Origin of the sequence: Pseudomonas luteola NBRC 103146 (genome assembly GCF_002091675.1) — a bacterium.
In the GTDB taxonomy this organism is placed as follows: domain Bacteria; phylum Pseudomonadota; class Gammaproteobacteria; order Pseudomonadales; family Pseudomonadaceae; genus Chryseomonas; species Chryseomonas luteola.
Window position 1 is genome coordinate 40,476 of the sequence record NZ_BDAE01000005.1, and the last position, 18,332, is coordinate 58,807.

The 18,332-nt window shown below is 57.8% G+C and carries 15 protein-coding genes; 9 read left to right on the top strand and 6 right to left on the bottom strand.

All coding sequences use genetic code 11. The features are described from left to right. Positions 1-3: 3 nt before the first annotated feature. Entirely contained in the window at positions 4-750 is a 747-nt protein-coding gene (locus PLU01S_RS08245) for a 2OG-Fe dioxygenase family protein (protein ID WP_010796192.1), read from the bottom strand. A 248-nt stretch (positions 751-998) separates the two neighbouring features. Here PLU01S_RS08245 and PLU01S_RS08250 point away from each other — a divergent pair, with 248 nt between their 5' ends. Further along, positions 999-2,291: a sensor domain-containing diguanylate cyclase gene (locus PLU01S_RS08250; protein WP_074827192.1), complete on the top strand. Its 1,293-nt coding sequence runs from the start codon at positions 999-1,001 to the stop codon at positions 2,289-2,291. Positions 2,292-2,396: 105 nt separating this feature from the next. Here the strand turns inward: PLU01S_RS08250 and PLU01S_RS08255 are convergent, their stop codons facing one another. Continuing rightward, positions 2,397-2,735 (bottom strand): hypothetical protein, encoded by a 339-nt coding sequence (locus PLU01S_RS08255; RefSeq protein WP_010796190.1) that lies wholly within the window; start codon positions 2,733-2,735, stop codon positions 2,397-2,399. A 730-nt stretch (positions 2,736-3,465) separates the two neighbouring features. Between PLU01S_RS08255 and PLU01S_RS08260 the strand changes: the two genes are divergently transcribed. The 4 genes from PLU01S_RS08260 to cydB all read left to right on the top strand — a co-directional run bounded on the left by PLU01S_RS08260 (position 3,466) and on the right by cydB (position 9,973). Beyond that, positions 3,466-5,868: a sensor domain-containing diguanylate cyclase gene (locus tag PLU01S_RS08260; protein ID WP_074827190.1), complete on the top strand. Its 2,403-nt coding sequence runs from the start codon at positions 3,466-3,468 to the stop codon at positions 5,866-5,868. Between the two features lie 73 nt (positions 5,869-5,941). Further along, complete coding sequence (locus PLU01S_RS08265; RefSeq protein WP_074827188.1) at positions 5,942-7,471, top strand: sensor domain-containing diguanylate cyclase; 1,530 nt, start codon at positions 5,942-5,944, stop codon at positions 7,469-7,471. Positions 7,472-7,587: 116 nt separating this feature from the next. Beyond that, positions 7,588-8,961, top strand: coding sequence for a cytochrome ubiquinol oxidase subunit I (locus PLU01S_RS08270; RefSeq protein WP_074827187.1), 1,374 nt, complete (start codon positions 7,588-7,590; stop codon positions 8,959-8,961). Positions 8,962-8,965: 4 nt separating this feature from the next. Beyond that, positions 8,966-9,973: a cytochrome d ubiquinol oxidase subunit II gene (cydB, locus tag PLU01S_RS08275; RefSeq protein WP_074827185.1), complete on the top strand. Its 1,008-nt coding sequence runs from the start codon at positions 8,966-8,968 to the stop codon at positions 9,971-9,973. A 51-nt stretch (positions 9,974-10,024) separates the two neighbouring features. Here the strand turns inward: cydB and PLU01S_RS25335 are convergent, their stop codons facing one another. The 3 genes from PLU01S_RS25335 to PLU01S_RS08290 form a co-directional block, all read right to left on the bottom strand. Continuing rightward, complete coding sequence (locus PLU01S_RS25335) at positions 10,025-10,315, bottom strand: PepSY domain-containing protein (protein ID WP_010796185.1); 291 nt, start codon at positions 10,313-10,315, stop codon at positions 10,025-10,027. Positions 10,316-10,661: 346 nt separating this feature from the next. Continuing rightward, entirely contained in the window at positions 10,662-11,624 is a 963-nt protein-coding gene (locus PLU01S_RS08285; protein WP_074827183.1) for a CHAD domain-containing protein, read from the bottom strand. 338 nt (positions 11,625-11,962) lie between these two features. Beyond that, positions 11,963-12,748, bottom strand: a complete 786-nt coding sequence (locus tag PLU01S_RS08290) for an ion transporter (RefSeq protein WP_037030590.1) — start codon at positions 12,746-12,748, stop codon at positions 11,963-11,965. Positions 12,749-12,905: 157 nt separating this feature from the next. Here PLU01S_RS08290 and pap point away from each other — a divergent pair, with 157 nt between their 5' ends. The 3 genes from pap (at position 12,906) to PLU01S_RS08305 (ending at position 15,842) form a co-directional block, all read left to right on the top strand. After that, a complete protein-coding gene (pap, locus tag PLU01S_RS08295; protein WP_074827181.1) occupies positions 12,906-14,396 on the top strand; it encodes a polyphosphate:AMP phosphotransferase in 1,491 nt (496 codons plus the stop codon). A gap of 16 nt (positions 14,397-14,412) precedes the next feature. Next, positions 14,413-15,036, top strand: coding sequence for a class I SAM-dependent methyltransferase (locus PLU01S_RS08300; protein ID WP_074827179.1), 624 nt, complete (start codon positions 14,413-14,415; stop codon positions 15,034-15,036). A 122-nt stretch (positions 15,037-15,158) separates the two neighbouring features. Further along, positions 15,159-15,842, top strand: a complete 684-nt coding sequence (locus PLU01S_RS08305; protein WP_074827177.1) for a DUF2238 domain-containing protein — start codon at positions 15,159-15,161, stop codon at positions 15,840-15,842. A 6-nt stretch (positions 15,843-15,848) separates the two neighbouring features. On the opposite strand, the gene PLU01S_RS08310 is transcribed toward PLU01S_RS08305, so the two are convergent. Then, the gene (locus tag PLU01S_RS08310) at positions 15,849-16,727 is read right to left on the bottom strand and encodes a sugar phosphate isomerase/epimerase family protein (protein ID WP_074827175.1); all 879 of its coding nucleotides are present in this window, start codon (positions 16,725-16,727) and stop codon (positions 15,849-15,851) included. Positions 16,728-17,075: 348 nt separating this feature from the next. Between PLU01S_RS08310 and glyA the strand changes: the two genes are divergently transcribed. After that, the gene (gene glyA / locus PLU01S_RS08315; protein ID WP_010796177.1) at positions 17,076-18,329 is read left to right on the top strand and encodes a serine hydroxymethyltransferase; all 1,254 of its coding nucleotides are present in this window, start codon (positions 17,076-17,078) and stop codon (positions 18,327-18,329) included. The last annotated feature ends 3 nt before the right edge of the window (positions 18,330-18,332 follow it).

Genomic DNA, 18,332 nt, shown 5'->3' on the forward strand with positions numbered 1-18,332 from the left:
GGTTTACCGCACAATGTCATGGGCCGTCCCGGGTTTGGAGAAAGAGATAGCAATGATCTGACGGAATGCCGGGCGCTTTGGGTCCTTCGTGGACGCAGGCGTCACGTAATGACGCATCTCCCGGTCCAGGAAAAACGTCGTGTCCAGGATGTGCTCGTAAGTCAGCGCGGCGAGCAGCTCCTCTTGTACGTTATATAACCGACTTTCGGCGCCTGCGATGTTATGCCGACCCCAGAAATGCATTGCGCTGAAGGGGTAGCCGTCGCAGTGAATTCCCTCAGGCGTGATTTCGACCTGCTGGCCGGGGTTGATCTCAATCCGAATTTGGTGAATCTGGCACTGCCACATATCGTTATGCAGGTGCGCTGGCAATACGCTTTTGTACACCTCGAAATCCAGGGCGATCAGGCTGCGAAGAACAGGGGAGGCGATTACTTCATCGGAGAAGTCCTGAAAATGCCGCTCCATGCCGCCTACATAGCGATTGTTAGCCAAGGATTGTACATAGGGGCGATGTTCGAGCTGGCGCAGCTCCTGATTGACGGGGTGGTACTCGAAATCGCTGTAGCGTCTGAACCGTGCGCCCGACTCGGCCTGGCCATAATAACTGTCGCGCTCCATAGCTTCCCAGCTATGGGTCAGCCGGACGAATTCGTCAAAGTTGCCCGTCAGGCTGAAGTCTGCGCCTTTCACATTGGCAAACTTGTTTTGACGCAGGGCGTCACCAACCGCCTTGTTGAGAACAATCATGATCGTCTCCGCTCCATTGAACGATCCACTCTAAGCGCTGGGCAGATTTGCTCTATGAGAAATAATTTAAGGCATCTCAACGAAAAGTTGAGATTGGCTGAGCGCCTGCTGCCTGCATGAGGTATCCACGGTCTGATGGTCATCCATCGGGCGATCGGATGGTCATGTCAATTTGTTGCAGGCTGCGCCGATACAGGGTGTACAAGATGCGTCCTACCTGGAGGCACCCCAGTTACCAGACTTCTGCCATGACCACTTCTGCTTTCATGCTCGATAGCGAATCTCAGCTCCGTGGCCTTATCGATGCCATACAGGAGTTCATTGTGCTCAAGGATGGGCGGGGACGATGGCTGATTACCAACAGGATCGTGATCGACACCTATCGCCTGCAAGGCGTTGACTATGTGGGCAAGACCGACATGGAGCTGGCGCTGATTCGACCGGAGTTCCATGAGGCTTTTGTCTACAACGTGCAGACCGACGAGCAGGCCTGGCAAAAAGGGTCGGCGCTGCGTATCCAGAAATCCTTCATGGGGCTGGACGGCCGTCTCAACACGTGGGAAGTGATCAAGACACCCAGTTTCGATGAAGCGGGTAATCGCCACCAGCTTGTGATCGTCAGCCGCAATATTACCGAGCGTCGTGTGGCTGAGCAGGCACTGGAAGCCAGTGAACAGCGTTATCGGCTGATTGCTGACAACATGCTCGACATCATTGGTGTGTTCAAGCCGGAAGTAGGCATCGAATATGTTTCGCCTTCCTTTGAGCATGTCCTGGGGCATCGGGCGGCTATCTATCTGGGGCGTGACATGTTCGAACTGATCCACCCGGACGATATTGATCCCTTGCGCAGTGCGTTTCGAATGCTATTGGAGGGTAGCGTCTCGCATACGACGGTCGAATGCCGCTGTTACCATGCCCAAGGGCACTGCATATGGTTCGAAACGCATCTCTCCAGTACCTATACGAATGAGGGCGTTCTGGACAATGTCGTTTTTGCCTGCCGTGATATCTCAGCACGTAAAGCCTACGATCAGCATCTTCAAACGCTGGCCTACCACGATCCTCTGACGGGAGCGCCCAACAGACGCTTCCTGATGGACCAGATTCAGCTCAGGATCGATCAGGCATCGGCCGATTCAAACTTTGCCGTCCTGTATCTGGATCTTGATCGATTCAAGCCCATCAATGACGAGAGGGGGCATGATGTGGGGGACGAGCTGCTGATTAGGTTCGCCAGCAGGCTCAAGCAGAACCTGCGTGCCAACGACCTGTATGCCCGTATTGGCGGCGACGAGTTCGTGATCGTACTGGCCCAGGTAAACGAGGTTCAGGCGGTCACCATTGCCGAGCGGTTATGTCTGGCCTTGCAAGCGCCATGGATGCTGCCGTGTGGAGAGCTCAAGACCACTTCGTCCATTGGTGTGGTGCTTTACCCTGATGCCGGTCTGTCTGTGCACACCCTGCTGCGTCATGCTGACGAAGCCCTGTATGAGGCCAAGCGGGCAGGGCGAGCCTGTGTCATGGTCTACAACGGATAAAAGCAAATAGACAGGCGCCAAGTTTGGCAGGCGGGGCGGGGTATCAAGAAGAGGAGATAATGCAGGGGGGGCAGGCATTGTCTGGCAAGGCCTACCCCTGAACAGTCACGCGTCGCAGAGGGCGCGCATGCCGTTGACAGTCATCTCAAGGTGCTGCTCCAGACGCTCCAACTCAGCCTGCAGCGGCTCGGGGAACGGATGGCAGTCCAGTGCCTGGGTTACCAGGGTGCTTATCAGGACGAAGAAGGCGAGTACCTCTTCCGGATCGGAGCTGGCATTCAGGCGCGAATAGCGGGCCTGCTCCGAAGCATAATTGGTTTCAGCGACATCAAACTTGCGCAGTACAGCGCCCAGCCACTGGGTCGAATGCACACAAAACGGCGTGCCCCGATAGGCTTGCGGCTGGCGTTGTTCGTAATGCTTTTGAGTGTTGTGTGTATTCATGATCTGTATTTGCTTCTAAGGGCTAACAAGGCTCAGCAAACTGGATGACGCAAACTAACTGGACGGTATTTACGGTCCGTCGAATTTCCTGCCACCTAAGGCTCATGCCTGAGCGTTTTCAGTTGGCTTCATCAGCTCAATCAGCTTGATCGTTGTATCGGCGCCCCTCACGAAAACATGAGTACGAAGGTGCAACGGGCAGACGGACGATCATCTGCTGCTAGCCTTGCCGATTGATGGCTATTTGCCAACAAGAAGCGGCGTAGGGTAGTGAAACGGTTGGCATCCTGCTACTGATTTCTGATCACGTTATGTGACCGCGGCAAGAAAAACAGGCTAAACGACTTGCATGGGTACGCGGGGATGGTAAGGCGGGGGGGAAGACTTTCTGGCAGGCAACAAAAAACCCGCCGAAGCGGGTTTTCTGGTTGACCTTACTCAACGTCCTGTAGAGCTGCCATCCTGGCCTGGTCATTCATCCTTGATCTACCTGAGCGCTTCCTGCGCTGCAGTCCGATAGGTGTAGATTACGCACCTTATGCATTCATACCTAGAGCCAATGACGCCTTGTGCGTGTAAGCCTTTGGCTATACCTGTTCTGCGCTCATCTGCATCCGCATGCCTCACGCCGGTCGGTATTCGCTGCAGGTCAGACCTTAAACTCCATTGCTTTCTGCCGATATGAAGACTGGGTTACCGCCTATCCATCTGACTGTCTCGTTGAATGATCATGTTTCGATCCTCGTTTTCCCTGTGGCTAACCCAGCGCTCCCTCGTACTGGTCTCCAGTGTGGCAGCCCTTGGGCTTACCGTGACGCTGTTTGCCTGGCACATCCTGCAAGGTTCTGAGCAGGAGGCCGCCCGTGAGCGCTTTTCCCGTGGCGCATCGGAAATTACCCGGGAGCTGGATGGCGCAATGGCACGTTATGAACGCCTGTTGCGGGCGGGGAGCAGTCTGTTCAATGCCGGCGATGAGATTTCCCGATTGGAATGGCGCCAGTTTGCCGAAAACATGCGGCTCGAAGAGGATTACCCAGGGATGCAGGGTTTTGGTTTCGCCCCGTTGATTGCTGCGCGTAATAAAAACAGTTTTGAGGCGCGTGTTCGCAAAGAGAGCTTTCCAGGTTACGAGATCAGAACCGACAGCGGACGCGATACGTTCATTCCTGTTCTCTATATCGAGCCCTTTATGGGGCGCAACCTGAGGGCATTCGGGTTCGATATGTTTTCTGAAGCGAACCGGCGAGCGGCGGCCGAACAGGCCCGTGACTCAGGCCAGGTAAGCCTGAGCGGGAAGATCACGCTTGTGCAGGAGACCGAGAACCCTCAGGCCGGTACCCTGATGTTCGTACCGTCCTATTTCAGCGACATGCCGACCCAGACGGTCGAGCAGCGACGAAAGGCCTTGCGAGGATTTGTTTTCGCCCCCTTCAGGATGGGCGATCTGATGACGGCCGCCCTGAAAGACCGTGCCGATGATCTGGCACTTGAAATCTACGATGGTGAGCAACCTGCAGCGGCAAACCGCCTGTATTCAAGGCGTATGGATCTGGTGAGTACCCTGCCAGGTTACATACCCCGCTTCGACAGCCTCCAACATATTGACGTAGCCGGACGGCAGTGGACATTGCGTTTCGTTACCCTGCCTGCCTTCGAGACAGCAGCCCCTGCCAGCCGTGCACAGGTCGTATTGTTCAGTGGTCTGGGACTTACCCTGCTGCTCTGTGTGTTGGTGGCGTCATTGGCCACCATGCGTGCCCGTGCCGAGCAACTGGCAGATCGTATGAGTCGCGCCTACCGGGAAAGCGAAGCGCGGATACGCTCTATTATCGACGGGGCGGCGGAAGGCATCGTGATCACGGAAAGCGACCCGGCCATGACTGTCTTGAAAATCAATCCAGCAGGTGAGCAGATGCTGGGCTTGCCGGCTGCTGAGGCCAAGGGGCGCTCGCTGGCGCATCTGCTGACCGTGAAGGGAGATCGCATTTTGAATGATCTGCGTCAGGGCGCGACCAGCAGTGTCTGGCTCGACACGCAATACGCGTCGGCAAAAGGTCAGTGCCGCAGCCTGAATATGGCCATTACGGTCGCCGAGCAAGATGGAGTCCAGCGTTTGATTGTGCTGATCAGTGACCAGACTGACCTGCATCAGGCACGGCAGCAGGCTCTGATGACAGGTGCCCTGAACGAGGCGATCCTGCTGCATTCGCCGTTCTGCATCTTCTCGACCGATCCTGAGGGCCGCCTGCGTACAGTTAATCCGGCCGGTGAACGGCTGCTGGGCTACTCCCGGGCAGAGCTGGTCGAGACGCAGTACATCAGCGACCTGCTGGATGCCAATGAGCAATCGGTCAAGGCCGAGCAGCTGAGCCAGGCGCTGGGCCGTACGGTGACGGAGTGGGAGAGTTTTGTCAGGCTGGCGCAGGAAAAGCCCGAGGAGGAACACGAATGCGGTTTTGTCTGCCGTGGCGGGGTACGGTTACCCGTCAACCTGGCCGTGACGGCGTTGCGTGACCAGACGGGGCAGATCACGGGGTATCTGGGGATTGCCTACGACATTACCGAGCGCAAGCGGGCCGAGGAGCTGATGCGCTACCAGGCTCTGCATGACGGTTTGACCGGCTTGCCCAATCGCACGCTGATGGCCGACCGGATGAGCATGGCCATCGAGCGGGCCAAGCGAAACCAGGAGGTCTTGGGGGTCATGCTGATGGACCTCGATCACTTCAAGGAGATCAACGACACCCTGGGGCATGACGTGGGCGATGAAGTCCTCAGGCAAGTAGCGCATCGCCTGAAGAGTGCTGTACGTCAGAGTGATACGGTGGTCCGCCTGGGGGGCGATGAGTTTGTTGTGCTGTTGGGTGATCTGAAGCGGATCGAGGATGCCAGCAATGTCGCCACGAAGATCCTGAAGACCATTGAGGCTGACCTGATCATCGGACCGCACCGCCTTTACCTCTCTACCAGCATCGGTATCGCTCTGTATCCGGAGCAGGGTGTGGATTTGGACGAGCTGCTCAAGAATGCCGATCGGGCCATGTATGAGGTCAAGCGGCGCGGCAAGAAGGGGTTCGCGCTGTCCCAGACCTCATTGACACCAGAAGATCAAATAAAACAGCGGCTTGTCTGATGACCTTTGGCTATGATTGAAACACTGCGGTGATGGGTTCGCCGTCGTAAGAAGATTATAAGGATAGCGAAGCATGCCAGACCCCCACGAGATCTCGAAGAGGGCCAGCCGATGGCCGTCACAGCGTCTCGCGCTCGGCTTCGTGATCCTGGTCTGCCTGTCCCTTTTCAGTCTGGATATCTGGCAGGCCTTACGGGGGCGGGGCGAGCGGCTTCAGGAGGCCGAGGTCGCCACTTCCAACCTGGCACGCTCACTGGCGCAACATGCCGATGATACGGTCGAAGAGGTCGATATTGTTCTGGCCGGCATTGCCGAGCGACTAGCCTGGGATGGAATCGAAGAGACCAACCGGGTCCGCATGAAGGCCTGGTTGCAGGATCGGATAAATGCACTGCCCCAGCTGCATGGGTTGTTCATCTACGACCAGGACGGGCGCTGGATCGTCACCTCGAACAGTCACGATCCGGTAAACATGAACAATGGGGATCGGGAATATTTTGCCTATCACCGTACCCATAAGGACCTGGGACCGCATATCGGGCCGGTCATCCGTAGCCGCACGACAAACGAGCTGGTGATTCCGGTGTCTCGGCGGATCAATCATCCCGACGGGCGCTTCGCCGGCGTCGCGCTGGCAACATTGAGAGTCGAGTATTTCAATCGTTTCTACGCAGACTTCGATATCGATCAGCAGGGGACTATCTTCCTTGCCCTCCATGACGGAACCATACTGGTGCGCCGCCCGTTTGACGAAGCCTTGATCGGCAAAAGCCTGGCCAAGGGGCGTATCTTCAGCGAGCTGCTACCGGTCTCAGCAACCGGGACGGGCATGGTGAAATCCATTGTGGATGGGGTCGAGCGTATGTCGGCCTACCGCAAGATGGACAAGTACCCACTGGTGGTCATGGCGGCTGTTTCCAAGGAAGCGGCCCTGGCGTCCTGGTACAAGGACATGAGCCGGTCGTTTATTACCGGGATTCTGCTGATTGCCGTAGCCGGGTTCGGATTGGCCCTGATTCGGCAGATCCGTATCGACCTGGAGACGGAGCGGGCGCTACGTGAGTCGCACCATGCGCTAGAGAAAATGGCCATGGAAGACAGCCTGACCGGGCTTGCGAACCGGCGGCAGTTCGACATGGCCCTCAAGGCCGAGATCAGCCGGGCTCGGCGGGCGCAGACGTCGCTGGGCATCATCATGATCGACATCGATCATTTCAAGCGCTACAACGACCTCTATGGTCATCCAGCCGGCGACGAGTGCATCAAGGCCGTAGCGGAAGCCGTGCTGTCCTGTACCCGTCGCGCTGTCGACCTGGCTGTCCGCTATGGGGGCGAAGAGATTACAGTGCTGCTCCCGGATACAGACGATGCCGGTACCCATCAGGTGGCCGAAAACATGCTCAACGCTGTTCGCAAATTGGCGATCCTGCATGAGGGTAATGAAAACGGCCGTATCGTCACGATCAGTGCCGGTGTCTTCAGTTGTGTTCCCAAGGGCAAGGGGGCGACCAGCCAGCACTTGATCAAGTCAGCCGATGAGGCGCTCTACGCCGCCAAGGCGGCCGGGCGCGACCGGGTTTATCCTCCGCTAAGCAAGATGTGAGGCGCTGGGTCAGTATTAAAATGGAATTGAAACGCCATCCCTGTTGTCGCAATAGCGAGGTTTGAAGCCGAGCGGCCAAAGCCTCTCGCTTCGTAACGCTTGCCCTTCAGGTTTTTATGGACGTCACTGATCCCGCCCTGCAGATCGCCCGAGCCCAGTTTGGCATCACTATCGGCTTTCATATCGTGCTGGCTGCGTTCAGCATCGGACTCGCCAATTTTCTCATGGCCCTGGAAGGGCTCTGGCTGTGGAAAAGACAGCAGGCCTATCTTGATCTCTATAAGTTCTGGCTAAAGATCTTTGCGCTGAACGTGGCGGTCGGAACTGTATCGGGTGTGGTCATGGAGTTCGAGTTCGGCACCAACTGGGGACGCCTCTCGACCCAGGCGGGTTCGATCATCGGCCCGTTGATGTTCTATGAAGTCATGGTGGCGTTTTTTCTGGAGGCCGGTTTCCTTGGCGTCATGCTATTTGGCATGAAGAAGGTAGGCCCCAAGCTCCACTTCTTCACAACCTGTGCGGTAGCGGTGGGTTCGCTGTTCAGCGCTTTCTGGATTCTGGCCGCCAACTCCTGGATGCACACGCCTGCCGGTTACTCCATCGGGCCGGATGGCCGTTTCGTGCCGGAAGAGTGGCTCGCCATTATTTTCAATCCCTCCTTTCCTTACCGCTTCGTTCACATGACCTTTGCCGCCTTTCTAGACACCGCTTTCATGGTGGGGGCTGTTGGCGCCTGGCATCTGCTGCGCGATGCGTCGAATCCGCGGGCGCGGATCATGTTTTCCATGGCCATGTGGGTAGTAGCCATCGTTGGGCCACTGCAGATCATTGCCGGGGATCTGCATGGGGAAAACACCCTGGAGCATCAGCCGCAGAAGGTTGCAGCCATGGAAGGGTCGTGGAACCGACCGGCACCGGGGGAGGGCGAGCCGCTACGGCTGTTTGCCGTACCGGATATGGAGCAGCAGCGTAATCATTTGGAGCTGGCGATCCCGCACATTGGCTCCTTGTACCTGCGCCACAACTGGGCCGGCACCATCCAAAGCCTGAGCGAGTTTCCGGCCAGCGATCTCCCTCCAGTTCCTATCGTATTCTTTGCCTTTCGGCTCATGGTGGGGCTGGGCCTGCTGATGGCGACCGTCGGCATTGCCAGCCTGATCGTGCGTACGCGTGGGCGCCTATACACCGCCCGCTGGCTGCACTGGATCGTGCTCCCGATGGGACCGGCCGGCTTTATCGCCATGCTGGCCGGATGGGTCGTGACCGAGACCGGGCGACAGCCATTCACGGTCTATGGATTGTTGCGCACGGCTGACAGCAGTTCGGCACAGTCCTTTTCTTTCGTTATGACCTCAACCTTAAGCATTCTGGCTGCCTATGTGATCGTCTTCGGGATTGGGCTTCTCTATATGCTTCGGGCCATGGCCAGGGCACCCAGGGCTGATGAAAAGGGCCCCGAACCCTCCCTTGCCAACGAGACCGGTGAGTAACTCCATGTCCGCCGATTTGATCCATCAACTCTCCGCCGCGGCGCTGGCATTCGCCATCATCACTTATGTGGTACTGGACGGGACGGATCTGGGTGTCGGTATTTTGTTTCCGTTCCACAAGGAGACGCAGAGCCGCCATGTCATGGCGTTTTCCATTCTCCCCATCTGGGATGGCAACGAGACGTGGCTGGTGCTGGGTGGCGGCGGATTGCTGGCTCTGTTTCCCGCGGCATACAGCATCTTTTTTACCGCCATGTATGTACCCATCATTGCCATGTTGCTGGCTCTGGTGTTTCGGGGCGTATCGTTGGAGTTTCGTGACCGCGCAACTCCGGCACATCGGCGCTGGCATGATGTGGCATTCGCCGGGGCGTCTACGCTGGCCGGCCTTTGCCAGGGCATTGTCCTGGGTGGGTTGATTCAGGGGATTCCAAACGATGGCAGCCGGTACACGGGTAATGGCTGGGACTGGCTAAGTGGTTTTACGCTGACCTGTGGGATCGGTCTGGTGGTGGGATACGCGCTACTGGGAGCCTGCTGGCTGGTCTGGCGCACGGAGGGTGACTTGCAGGCTCGGGCCCGAAAACAGGCATCGCTGTTGGGTGGGTTCACCTTGCTGCTCATGGGGCTGGTCATCGTGTGGACCGCAGGACTTCACCCTCTGTATCGGGAGCGCTGGGCCCAGGGCGAGTGGGTGATCCCCCTTCTAGGACTGATGGCGCTTCTGGCGCTGGCCTTCTGGAAGGCATTGCCGTGCCGCATCCATTACCTGCCCCTGTTTGCCGTATTGGGCTGGTTTATGGTGGCGTACGCCGCCTTGATCCTGGCCTTGTACCCCTTGGTCATCCCGCCTGCGCTGACCATTTTTCAGGCATCGTCACCGACCGCGAGCCAAGCATTCATGCTGACTGGGTTTACCGTACTGATTCCGTTCACCCTGGCGTACAGTACGTACGGCTTCTGGGTGTTCCGCGGCAAGATCCGTCCACGAGAAGAGGCTGATGGAGAATAGGTTTCAGCCCTGCAAGAGACCAAGTTCTACGCAGGGCTGGTGAACAGCGGATCAATCGATCGTCTTACGACCTACTTCTTCACGATCGATTTCTTCCTGAATGATATTGCCGGTACGGGGATCGGCCCGGAAACGATACTTCTCCGAGTTGAGCTTGAGGCCCTTGCCAACCCATTCGCCATTTTCGGCATCCAGGCGGCTCACGGAGGTATAACCGCTTTCAATGATCTTGGCTTCGACTTCTTTCTTGGGCATCCAGTCCGCACCAGGCTGATCGGCCCAGGCGAAGCCAGTGCCGGCAACCGACAGCAACAGACCTGCAATCACGTGTTTCGTCTTCATGGCACACACCTCAAGGAAATAGGGGATGGCCGCCGCACGGGCTGGCACGTCTCGTCCAGCATGCGTCATGCACAAAGTGTTGATTTGTGACGGTCGGCTTGATCTGGCCATATCTGAAAGAGTGCAGGCGCTGTTGCCGCTCCCTTTGATCTTTTTGCCTGGCTTGACCGACCATCCCGCATCGAACACTAGCTTCGAAGCGCACCGAGGAAGACAAGTTCCAAGGCTAATTGAAGGAAATGTGCCCGTTAATGTTGCGAAATTTGCAGAAAAAGGCAGGAACATGTCTAGCTCGGGCCAGAGCGGCGATTAGCTGCCCTGACCCGCATGAGGCGAGTCGATCCGCTTATGCGGTGACCGGCTCGACCAGATAGGGCAACAGGCCGGCTGGCTCGTGTTTCTTGGCTTTTTTAGCTTTGCTCGGCATGGCTGTGATGTTCCACAGCTTTTCCCAATGCTCCAGGAGCGCGCCCGGCTTATCTACGTAAATACGCTGCCCCAGCTCCATGGCCTTGGCCTGTAATTGCGCGCGGTGGACAAGAATGCTTTCGTTGATGGCCTGACGTGTGCTGACGGCACCAAACAGATCAGACTCCTGCTCGAGCAAAAGCTGCATCACCGCCAAGTCGTGGTCATCACCCAGATAAGCAGACAGCTTTTCCAGGCACTTCTGGCGTGATTTGAAGTGCTCTGGCCAGGCGTCCATCAGCAGCTGTGTGTGATACCAGTGATCCTTCACACGCTTGCGCCATTCGTGCAGGGTTTCGTCAGTGGCATTACTGCGAGCGACCTTGAGTGCCAGACGGCCGTCTTTGTAGGTCTTGAGAATGCCGCTTTCCAAAAGGCCAAAGTCTTTGCCTTTGAACTTCCAGGTAGACACCTTGTACTTGGCGTCTTCCAATGCTTCCACCAGATCGGCATGGGAACTGGCTGCCTCACCTTGGGACGTCTTTTCAGCCCGCTCGACGAGTCGGCCCCTGACGCGCTTCATGGCCGGTGAATTGAAGCGCTTGCGGTTGGTTTCGGTCAGGGCATCCCAGCTTTCGATGACGGCTGCGGCATCACGCAGGCTGGACAAGCCCTGACCGAGATCGCGAAAGCGAATGTTTTGAGCCGTGAAGACTTTTTTGCCTAAGGGTTCGCGCACCAGTCTCAGCACGGCGCGGATTTCTTTTAGCCGCTTGCGGGCGTTGTGCACGCCTTTGGCCGAGCCTGCGCTCAAGGATTCCTGGGCTTTTTCTATCCGTTCAACCACTACACGGCGGATCTCATCGTCAACCCGCTTACGCGCTTGAATACGAAACGACATTTCCCTCTCCTGTAAGGACTTGGTGCTCAGCTGAGCATATCGCCTCCGAGAGTATCGGGGGCATTGCTGGCGAACCAGTGGCGTCGATCAATCTTCATCAAACTGTCATATAAGCCTGACAATAGTTAAAGATTTGCCTGTGCGTTTCGCTGTCAGCCAAGCGGTGGATTCAGTAAAGATGAGTGAAAAAGCAGGGGGTTAGTTCGGCCCTAGAGCGTGTGGCCGTTCACGCCGGGGAGTTTTACCGCTAGAGATCTAGCGTGCTGAGAAAGACGCCAGTCCAACCGATGCCCATCGACGTTTTCTTTTAATCCCGGTCAATTCAGCAGGGCGCAGCCTTAGCTATCCTTGGTCGGATGCGGTATTTCCGCCGCGCGGGTGGCATGCAGCTCCTGGCGCAGCGTTCGGACTTCCTCGTGCAGCTCATCTACCTTGGCCATCAAGGCACGCATCATCTCGCGGTCAGTGTTCTGCTCGTGGGCGTCCTGCTCATCCTTGTCCGTCAGAACCAGCGAGCCGATGTACGCGGCAAAGCTGCCGAATAACCCCACGCCGCCAATCATCAGCATGACAGCCACGATGCGGCCTAGTGTAGTGACTGGATAAAAGTCGCCATAGCCTACGGTAGTCACGGTCACAAAGGCCCACCAGAGCGCTTCTTCGGCCGTATTGATGGAGCTTTCAGGGTTGGGCGCTTCGACCATCAGCATGGTGATGGCGCCAAATGCCACCAGAAGCAGGGTCGCCGTGGCGGCCGATGCAACAATGCCTTCGGCGCGATTGCGAAACAGGAGTCGCCAGATCATCGCAAGCGACTTGATCGCACGCAGGATGCGCAAGATCTGCACCACGCGGACCAGCTTGGCGCCCTGAAAACCGGCTGCAGGAATACAGGCCAGCAGATCAAGCCAGCCCCAGCGCATGAAGTGCCATTTGTTGGGCGCTGCGCGAAAGCGCAAACAGAAGTCGATGAAGAAAAAGACACAAACCCCATTATCCAGATAACCGAGCAATTGCGAGACTTCCGGCGGCAGGGCAAAAAACAGATCGGCTACCAGTGAGCCCAATACATAAAACGACAAGACCAGGATCAGCAGTTGAAAAGGCGTAATGTGTTCTTTCATGAAGCGTCCGGTAATTACGGTATCTTGAATGTAGGGGTCGTTAGACCCGGTAAAGTCACGTTCACTGGAACGAACGACCCGCATCGCTTGGGTTCCAATACAAGACGATTACTGTGCCATACGCGCTTGAAAGGCTGGGCTGACAGGGGAGAGCCGCATGTTTGAATCCGCCGAAACCGATCACGTCATCGACAGGGAAACCTACGAGGCGGCTGTACCAAAGCTGCGTCAGGCGCTGCTGGATGCGCAGTATAAACTCAAGGAGCAGGGACGGTTTCCGGTCATTCTGCTGATCAACGGCGTAGAAGGTGCCGGCAAGGGCGAAACAGTTAAGCTGTTGAGCGAATGGATGGACCCGCGCCTGATCCAGGTCGAATCCTTTCTGGAGCGAACCGAGGAAGAGCGGCTACGCCCACCGGCCTGGCGCTACTGGCAGCGCCTGCCGCCCAAGGGGCGGATTGGCATCTTCTTTGGTAACTGGTACAGCCAGCTCCTGCACGCCCGCGTGGAAAAACGCATCAAATCGGCTGAGCTGGAGGAGGGCATCGGCGACGCCGAGCGCCTGGAGCGCATGCTCAGTGACGAGGGTGCATTGATCCTCAAATTCTGGTTTCACCTGTCCAAGAAACAGCTCAAGCACCGGCTCAAGGTCCTCAAGGACGACCCATTGCATAGCTGGCGCATCAGCCCGCTGGACTGGCAACAGTCCCGGACCTACGACAAGTTTGTCGAGCACGGCGAGCACGTTCTGCGGCGGACCAGCCGCGACTATGCGCCCTGGTATGTGGTAGCCGGTTACGACGAAAATTACCGCAGCCTGATGGTAGGCAACATCCTGCTCGAAGCCTTGAACGGCGCGCTTGAGCGAGACGCACAGCCGCCCCGCAGCCCACACACCGCTCCACTACCGCCTAACCTGGATGGACGTGGCGTGTTGAGCAGCCTGGATATGTCCCAGTTCCTTAGCAAGGACGAATACAAGGAGCAGCTTATCGCCGAGCAGGCACGGCTGGCCGGACTCGTGCGGGACAAGCGCTTCAAGCGTCATGCGCTGGTCGCCGTGTTCGAGGGAAACGATGCCGCTGGCAAGGGCAGCACGATCCGCCGGGTAACCGGGGCACTCGATCCTCGGCAATACCGCATCATTCCCATTGCCGCACCGTCTGAAGAGGAGCGTGCGCAACCCTATCTGTGGCGATTCTGGCGGCATATTCCACGATTAGGCGGTTTTACCGTCTTTGACCGTTCTTGGTATGGCCGCGTGCTGGTAGAGCGGGTAGAAGGCTTTGCCAACGAGGCGGACTGGCTCAGGGCTTACAGCGAAATCAACGATTTCGAGGAGCAGCTGACAGATGCCGGTATCGTACTGGTCAAATTCTGGCTGGCCATCGATTCGGATACGCAGCTCAAGCGCTTCAAAGAACGTGAGGAGACCCCGTTCAAGCGGTTCAAGATCACTGAGGAAGACTGGCGCAACCGTGACAAGTGGGATGTGTACAGCGCCGCAGTCGAAGACATGGTCGCGCGCAACAGCACCGAAATTGCCCCTTGGACACTGGTCGAAGCCAACGATAAACGCTTCGCCCGGGTCAAGGTATTGCGTACCATCAACGATGCCCTGGAAGCGGCATTTGAACGAAACCGTTGATTGACTGGACGACGCCATGACCTTGCCTGATGAGCTCGAACGAATCACTGCCCTGACGCTGGCGGACTACGACCAGACGGCCGAGCGTTTTCGCGAGGGCACGCGAGATCATGATGTCAGCCAGAACATCGAGGCGCTGCTCAGGCATTTGGAAGGTCAGGCCCCGCAGCGCATTCTCGACTTTGGCTGCGGGCCGGGTCGGGACCTGAAAACGTTCACGCGTCTGGGACACTCTCCCGTGGGCGTCGACGGGTCTGCCGAATTCGTAGCCATGGCTCGCGCCGATTCGGGGTGCGAGGTCTGGCATCAAAACTTTCTTGCCCTGGATCTTCCGCCAGCGCATTTCGATGGGGTGTTTGCCAACGCCACGCTGTTTCATGTCCCGCTCAGCGAGTTGCCACGCGTACTCAAGGCGTTGCATACCACGCTCAAGCCGCGCGGCGTGCTGTTCAGCTCCAATCCGCGAGGTGACAACCGCGAAGGCTGGAATGGTCGGCGCTATGGTGCCTACCACGACTTCGACAGCTGGAAGCGTTATCTGACCGACACGGGGTTCGTCGAACTGGAACACTATTACCGGCCCGCCGGTTTGCCTCGGGAGCAGCAGCCCTGGCTGGCGTCGGTCTGGCGCAAGGTATAAACGTAACGTAACGAATTGAGTCTGCCACCGACCCAACGCTGGCTTCCTGCGGTCTACCGTTCTGTAATGCGGTCTGCTCCTCGCAGGCTGGCCTGACTGCGGAACGACGTAAGGCGGATGGAATGACTCAACACAAATGGCTGCTTCGATCACTCGTCCTCATCGTATGTGCGGCACTGGTCGTCTCCAGCATCGCGCCCTATGACCGCACGACATGGCTAATGGAAATCTTTCCGGTGCTGATTGTGCTGCCGCTGCTGATCACCACGCATGAGCGCTTCAGCCTCACACCGCTGCTGTATATCCTGATTACGATTCACGCCTTGGGGCTGATTGCAGGAGGCGCCTACAGTTACGCTCGCGTGCCCCTGGGTAGCTGGATTCAGGAGTGGCTGGATATGGACCGTAATCCCTATGACAAGCTGGGGCACTTCATGCAAGGATTCGTGCCGTGCCTGCTGGCTCGCGAGATCCTGATCCGTGAGCGGCAGGTGTCCGGTTACAAAATGCTCGCGTTTCTCTCCGGGTGCGTGGCGGTGGCGGTCAGCGCCGTCTACGAGATGATCGAGTGGTGGGCTGCATTGGCACTGGGGCAGGGCGCAGAGGAGTTTCTAGGTACGCAGGGGTATGAGTGGGATACCCAGTCCGACATGTTCTATGCCCTGATCGGTGCAACAGTAGCGCTCGTGACCTGCTCGCGGTTGCAGGATCGCCAGATTCGCCAGCTGGAAGCCCACCGGCCGACACCCTCAGCCGCCCGACCGCCTTTGGATCGGCCGGCGCCCCGACACGAGCAGGCCCCCTGAGGGTTTCTAGATGCCCAGATTAGCCAACGCATCTCCTGTGGCCCAGGCTTCTTCGAAGCGGGCCTTGCTGCGAAGAATGGCCTGCTCAAGCGCGTCATCGTCTTCCCAAAGCGCGCCGGGTACATCAGACGAGAAAATTTCCAGAACGTAGGGCCCGTCGTAGCCGGTTTCATTCACGGCAGCGAGCAGGCGATTGACCGGGATGATGCCATCGCCCAGGGTACGACGATCAAAATAGGACCGCGGGCGCTGCCAGTCGGAAAGCTGGGTCAGAAAAATTCGGTCATCTGCCAGTCGAATGGCGTCGGTGAGGTCTGCATCCTGCCAGCTGTTATACAGGTCCAGGCACAGCCCTACATTCTCTCGTGCCACCGCCTGCACCAGCTCATACCCCTGCATGAAGGTATAGAGAATGCTGTCGCGGCTCATCATGGGCGGGCTGAGCGGCTCGATGGCAATGCTCAACCTTTTGTCCGCGGCGTGATCGGCCAGTTCGCGGTAGTGCTTTATGCAGCCCTCCCAGACTTCCGCCTCGTTGCCGCTCTGGCCGAGCGCGCCGGTATTGGTAATGACCGGAATGCCTGTGCAGAAGGGGGCGAAGCGATCAATCGTAGCCTTGATCAGGGCCGTACGTTCAGCAGGATCAGCCGGTTCGAGTGCACTGGTCGCCGAATAAATCGTACGGACTTCAGGCTGCAGCGAGACGGGCCTTAACCCATGCGCATTCAACTGAGCGAATTGTTCGGCGAGCTTGCCGGCGTCCTTGTCGAATTTCATTTCCGCCAGCTCAATGTCGGCGTTGAGACGGGCAAACAGCTCCAGGTCACGTGTGAGTGGCCAGGGTGTGGTGGTGAGTTGACTGATGGCGAAGCGGGGTGTGGTCATAAGGCCTCACACGATCACAGGATAAATGCATCCGCTCTGGCATAAGGGTTTTAGCCAGATCGGCACCGTTCTGGTGTGAGCCGTAAGGGCATGCCGGGGTTCCTGACTCTCAGGTGACAAGAGACCAATGGCGCCATTCTTATGTATGCCTGCCTGTGCACCTGTGATCGACGGCCTGTTCGATGCAGCCGACTCGTCTGGCGCATGGATGCGAGGGCGATGTCGCAAACGCACCGCCTTGTGGCGTGAACAGGCATTCTGATGCGCAGCCTCGGTCCTACCATCGCTCTCAAGGATCAGCCCATTGACGGCCATGCCGGCCTTCCGCTGCGCTGCAGGAGAGACGCGATGTTTACCAAGCAAGACCGCATCCAGGGTTACGACGACGCCTTGTTCGCTGCGATGAGCGAAGAGGAGCGTCGCCAGGAAGCTCACCTCGAATTGATCGCCTCGGAGAACTACACCAGCCAACGGGTAATGGAGGCGCAGGGCAGCGGGCTGACCAACAAGTATGCCGAAGGCTATCCAGGCAAGCGCTACTACGGCGGTTGCGAGTTCGTCGATAAGGTCGAGCAGTTGGCCATCGAGCGGGCCAAGCAGCTGTTTGGCGCCGACTATGCCAACGTCCAACCGCACTCCGGCTCGCAGGCTAACGCAGCGGTCTTCCTGGCTTTGCTGCAAGCAGGTGACACAGTGCTGGGCATGAGTCTGGCTCATGGGGGACATCTGACCCATGGTGCCAAGGTCAGCTTTTCCGGCAAGCTCTACAACGCGGTGCAATATGGGCTGAATCCCGCAACGGGCCTGATCGACTATGACGAGGTCGAGCGGTTGGCCGTAGAACATCAGCCGAAAATGATCATTGCCGGTTTTTCGGCCTATTCGAAAACGCTCGACTTCCCGCGCTTCCGTGAGATTGCCGACAAGGTCGGTGCCTATCTGTTCGTCGACATGGCTCACGTGGCGGGGCTGGTTGCGGCAGGCCTGTATCCCAATCCCCTTCCGTTTGCCGATGTGGTCACCACCACCACCCACAAGACCCTGCGTGGCCCCCGCGGTGGGCTGATCTTGGCGAAGGCCAACGAGGAATTGGAGAAAAAGCTCAATTCCGCCGTTTTCCCAGGGGGGCAGGGCGGGCCTCTGATGCACGTGATTGCAGCCAAGGCGGTGTGCTTCAAGGAAGCCCTGGAACCCGGCTTCAAAACTTATCAGCAGCAGGTCATCCACAACGCCCAGGCCATGGCTGCGGTGTTCATCAAGCGCGGCTACGACGTGGTCTCCGGTGGGACAGACAACCATCTGTTCCTGGTCAGCCTGATCAAACAGGGCATCACGGGCAAGGATGCCGACGCCGCCCTGGGGCGCGCCGGTATCACGGTCAACAAGAACGCCGTGCCCAATGATCCTCAGTCGCCCTTTGTGACCTCCGGCCTGCGAATCGGCACTCCGGCTGTGACCACGCGTGGCCTGGGCGTGGCCCAGTGCCAGGAGCTGGCCGGGTGGATCTGCGACATCCTCGATCACTTGGGCGATGCCGATGTGGAGGCGCATGTGGCCGAACGTGTGGCCGGGCTCTGCGCAGATTATCCCGTCTACCGCTAATTA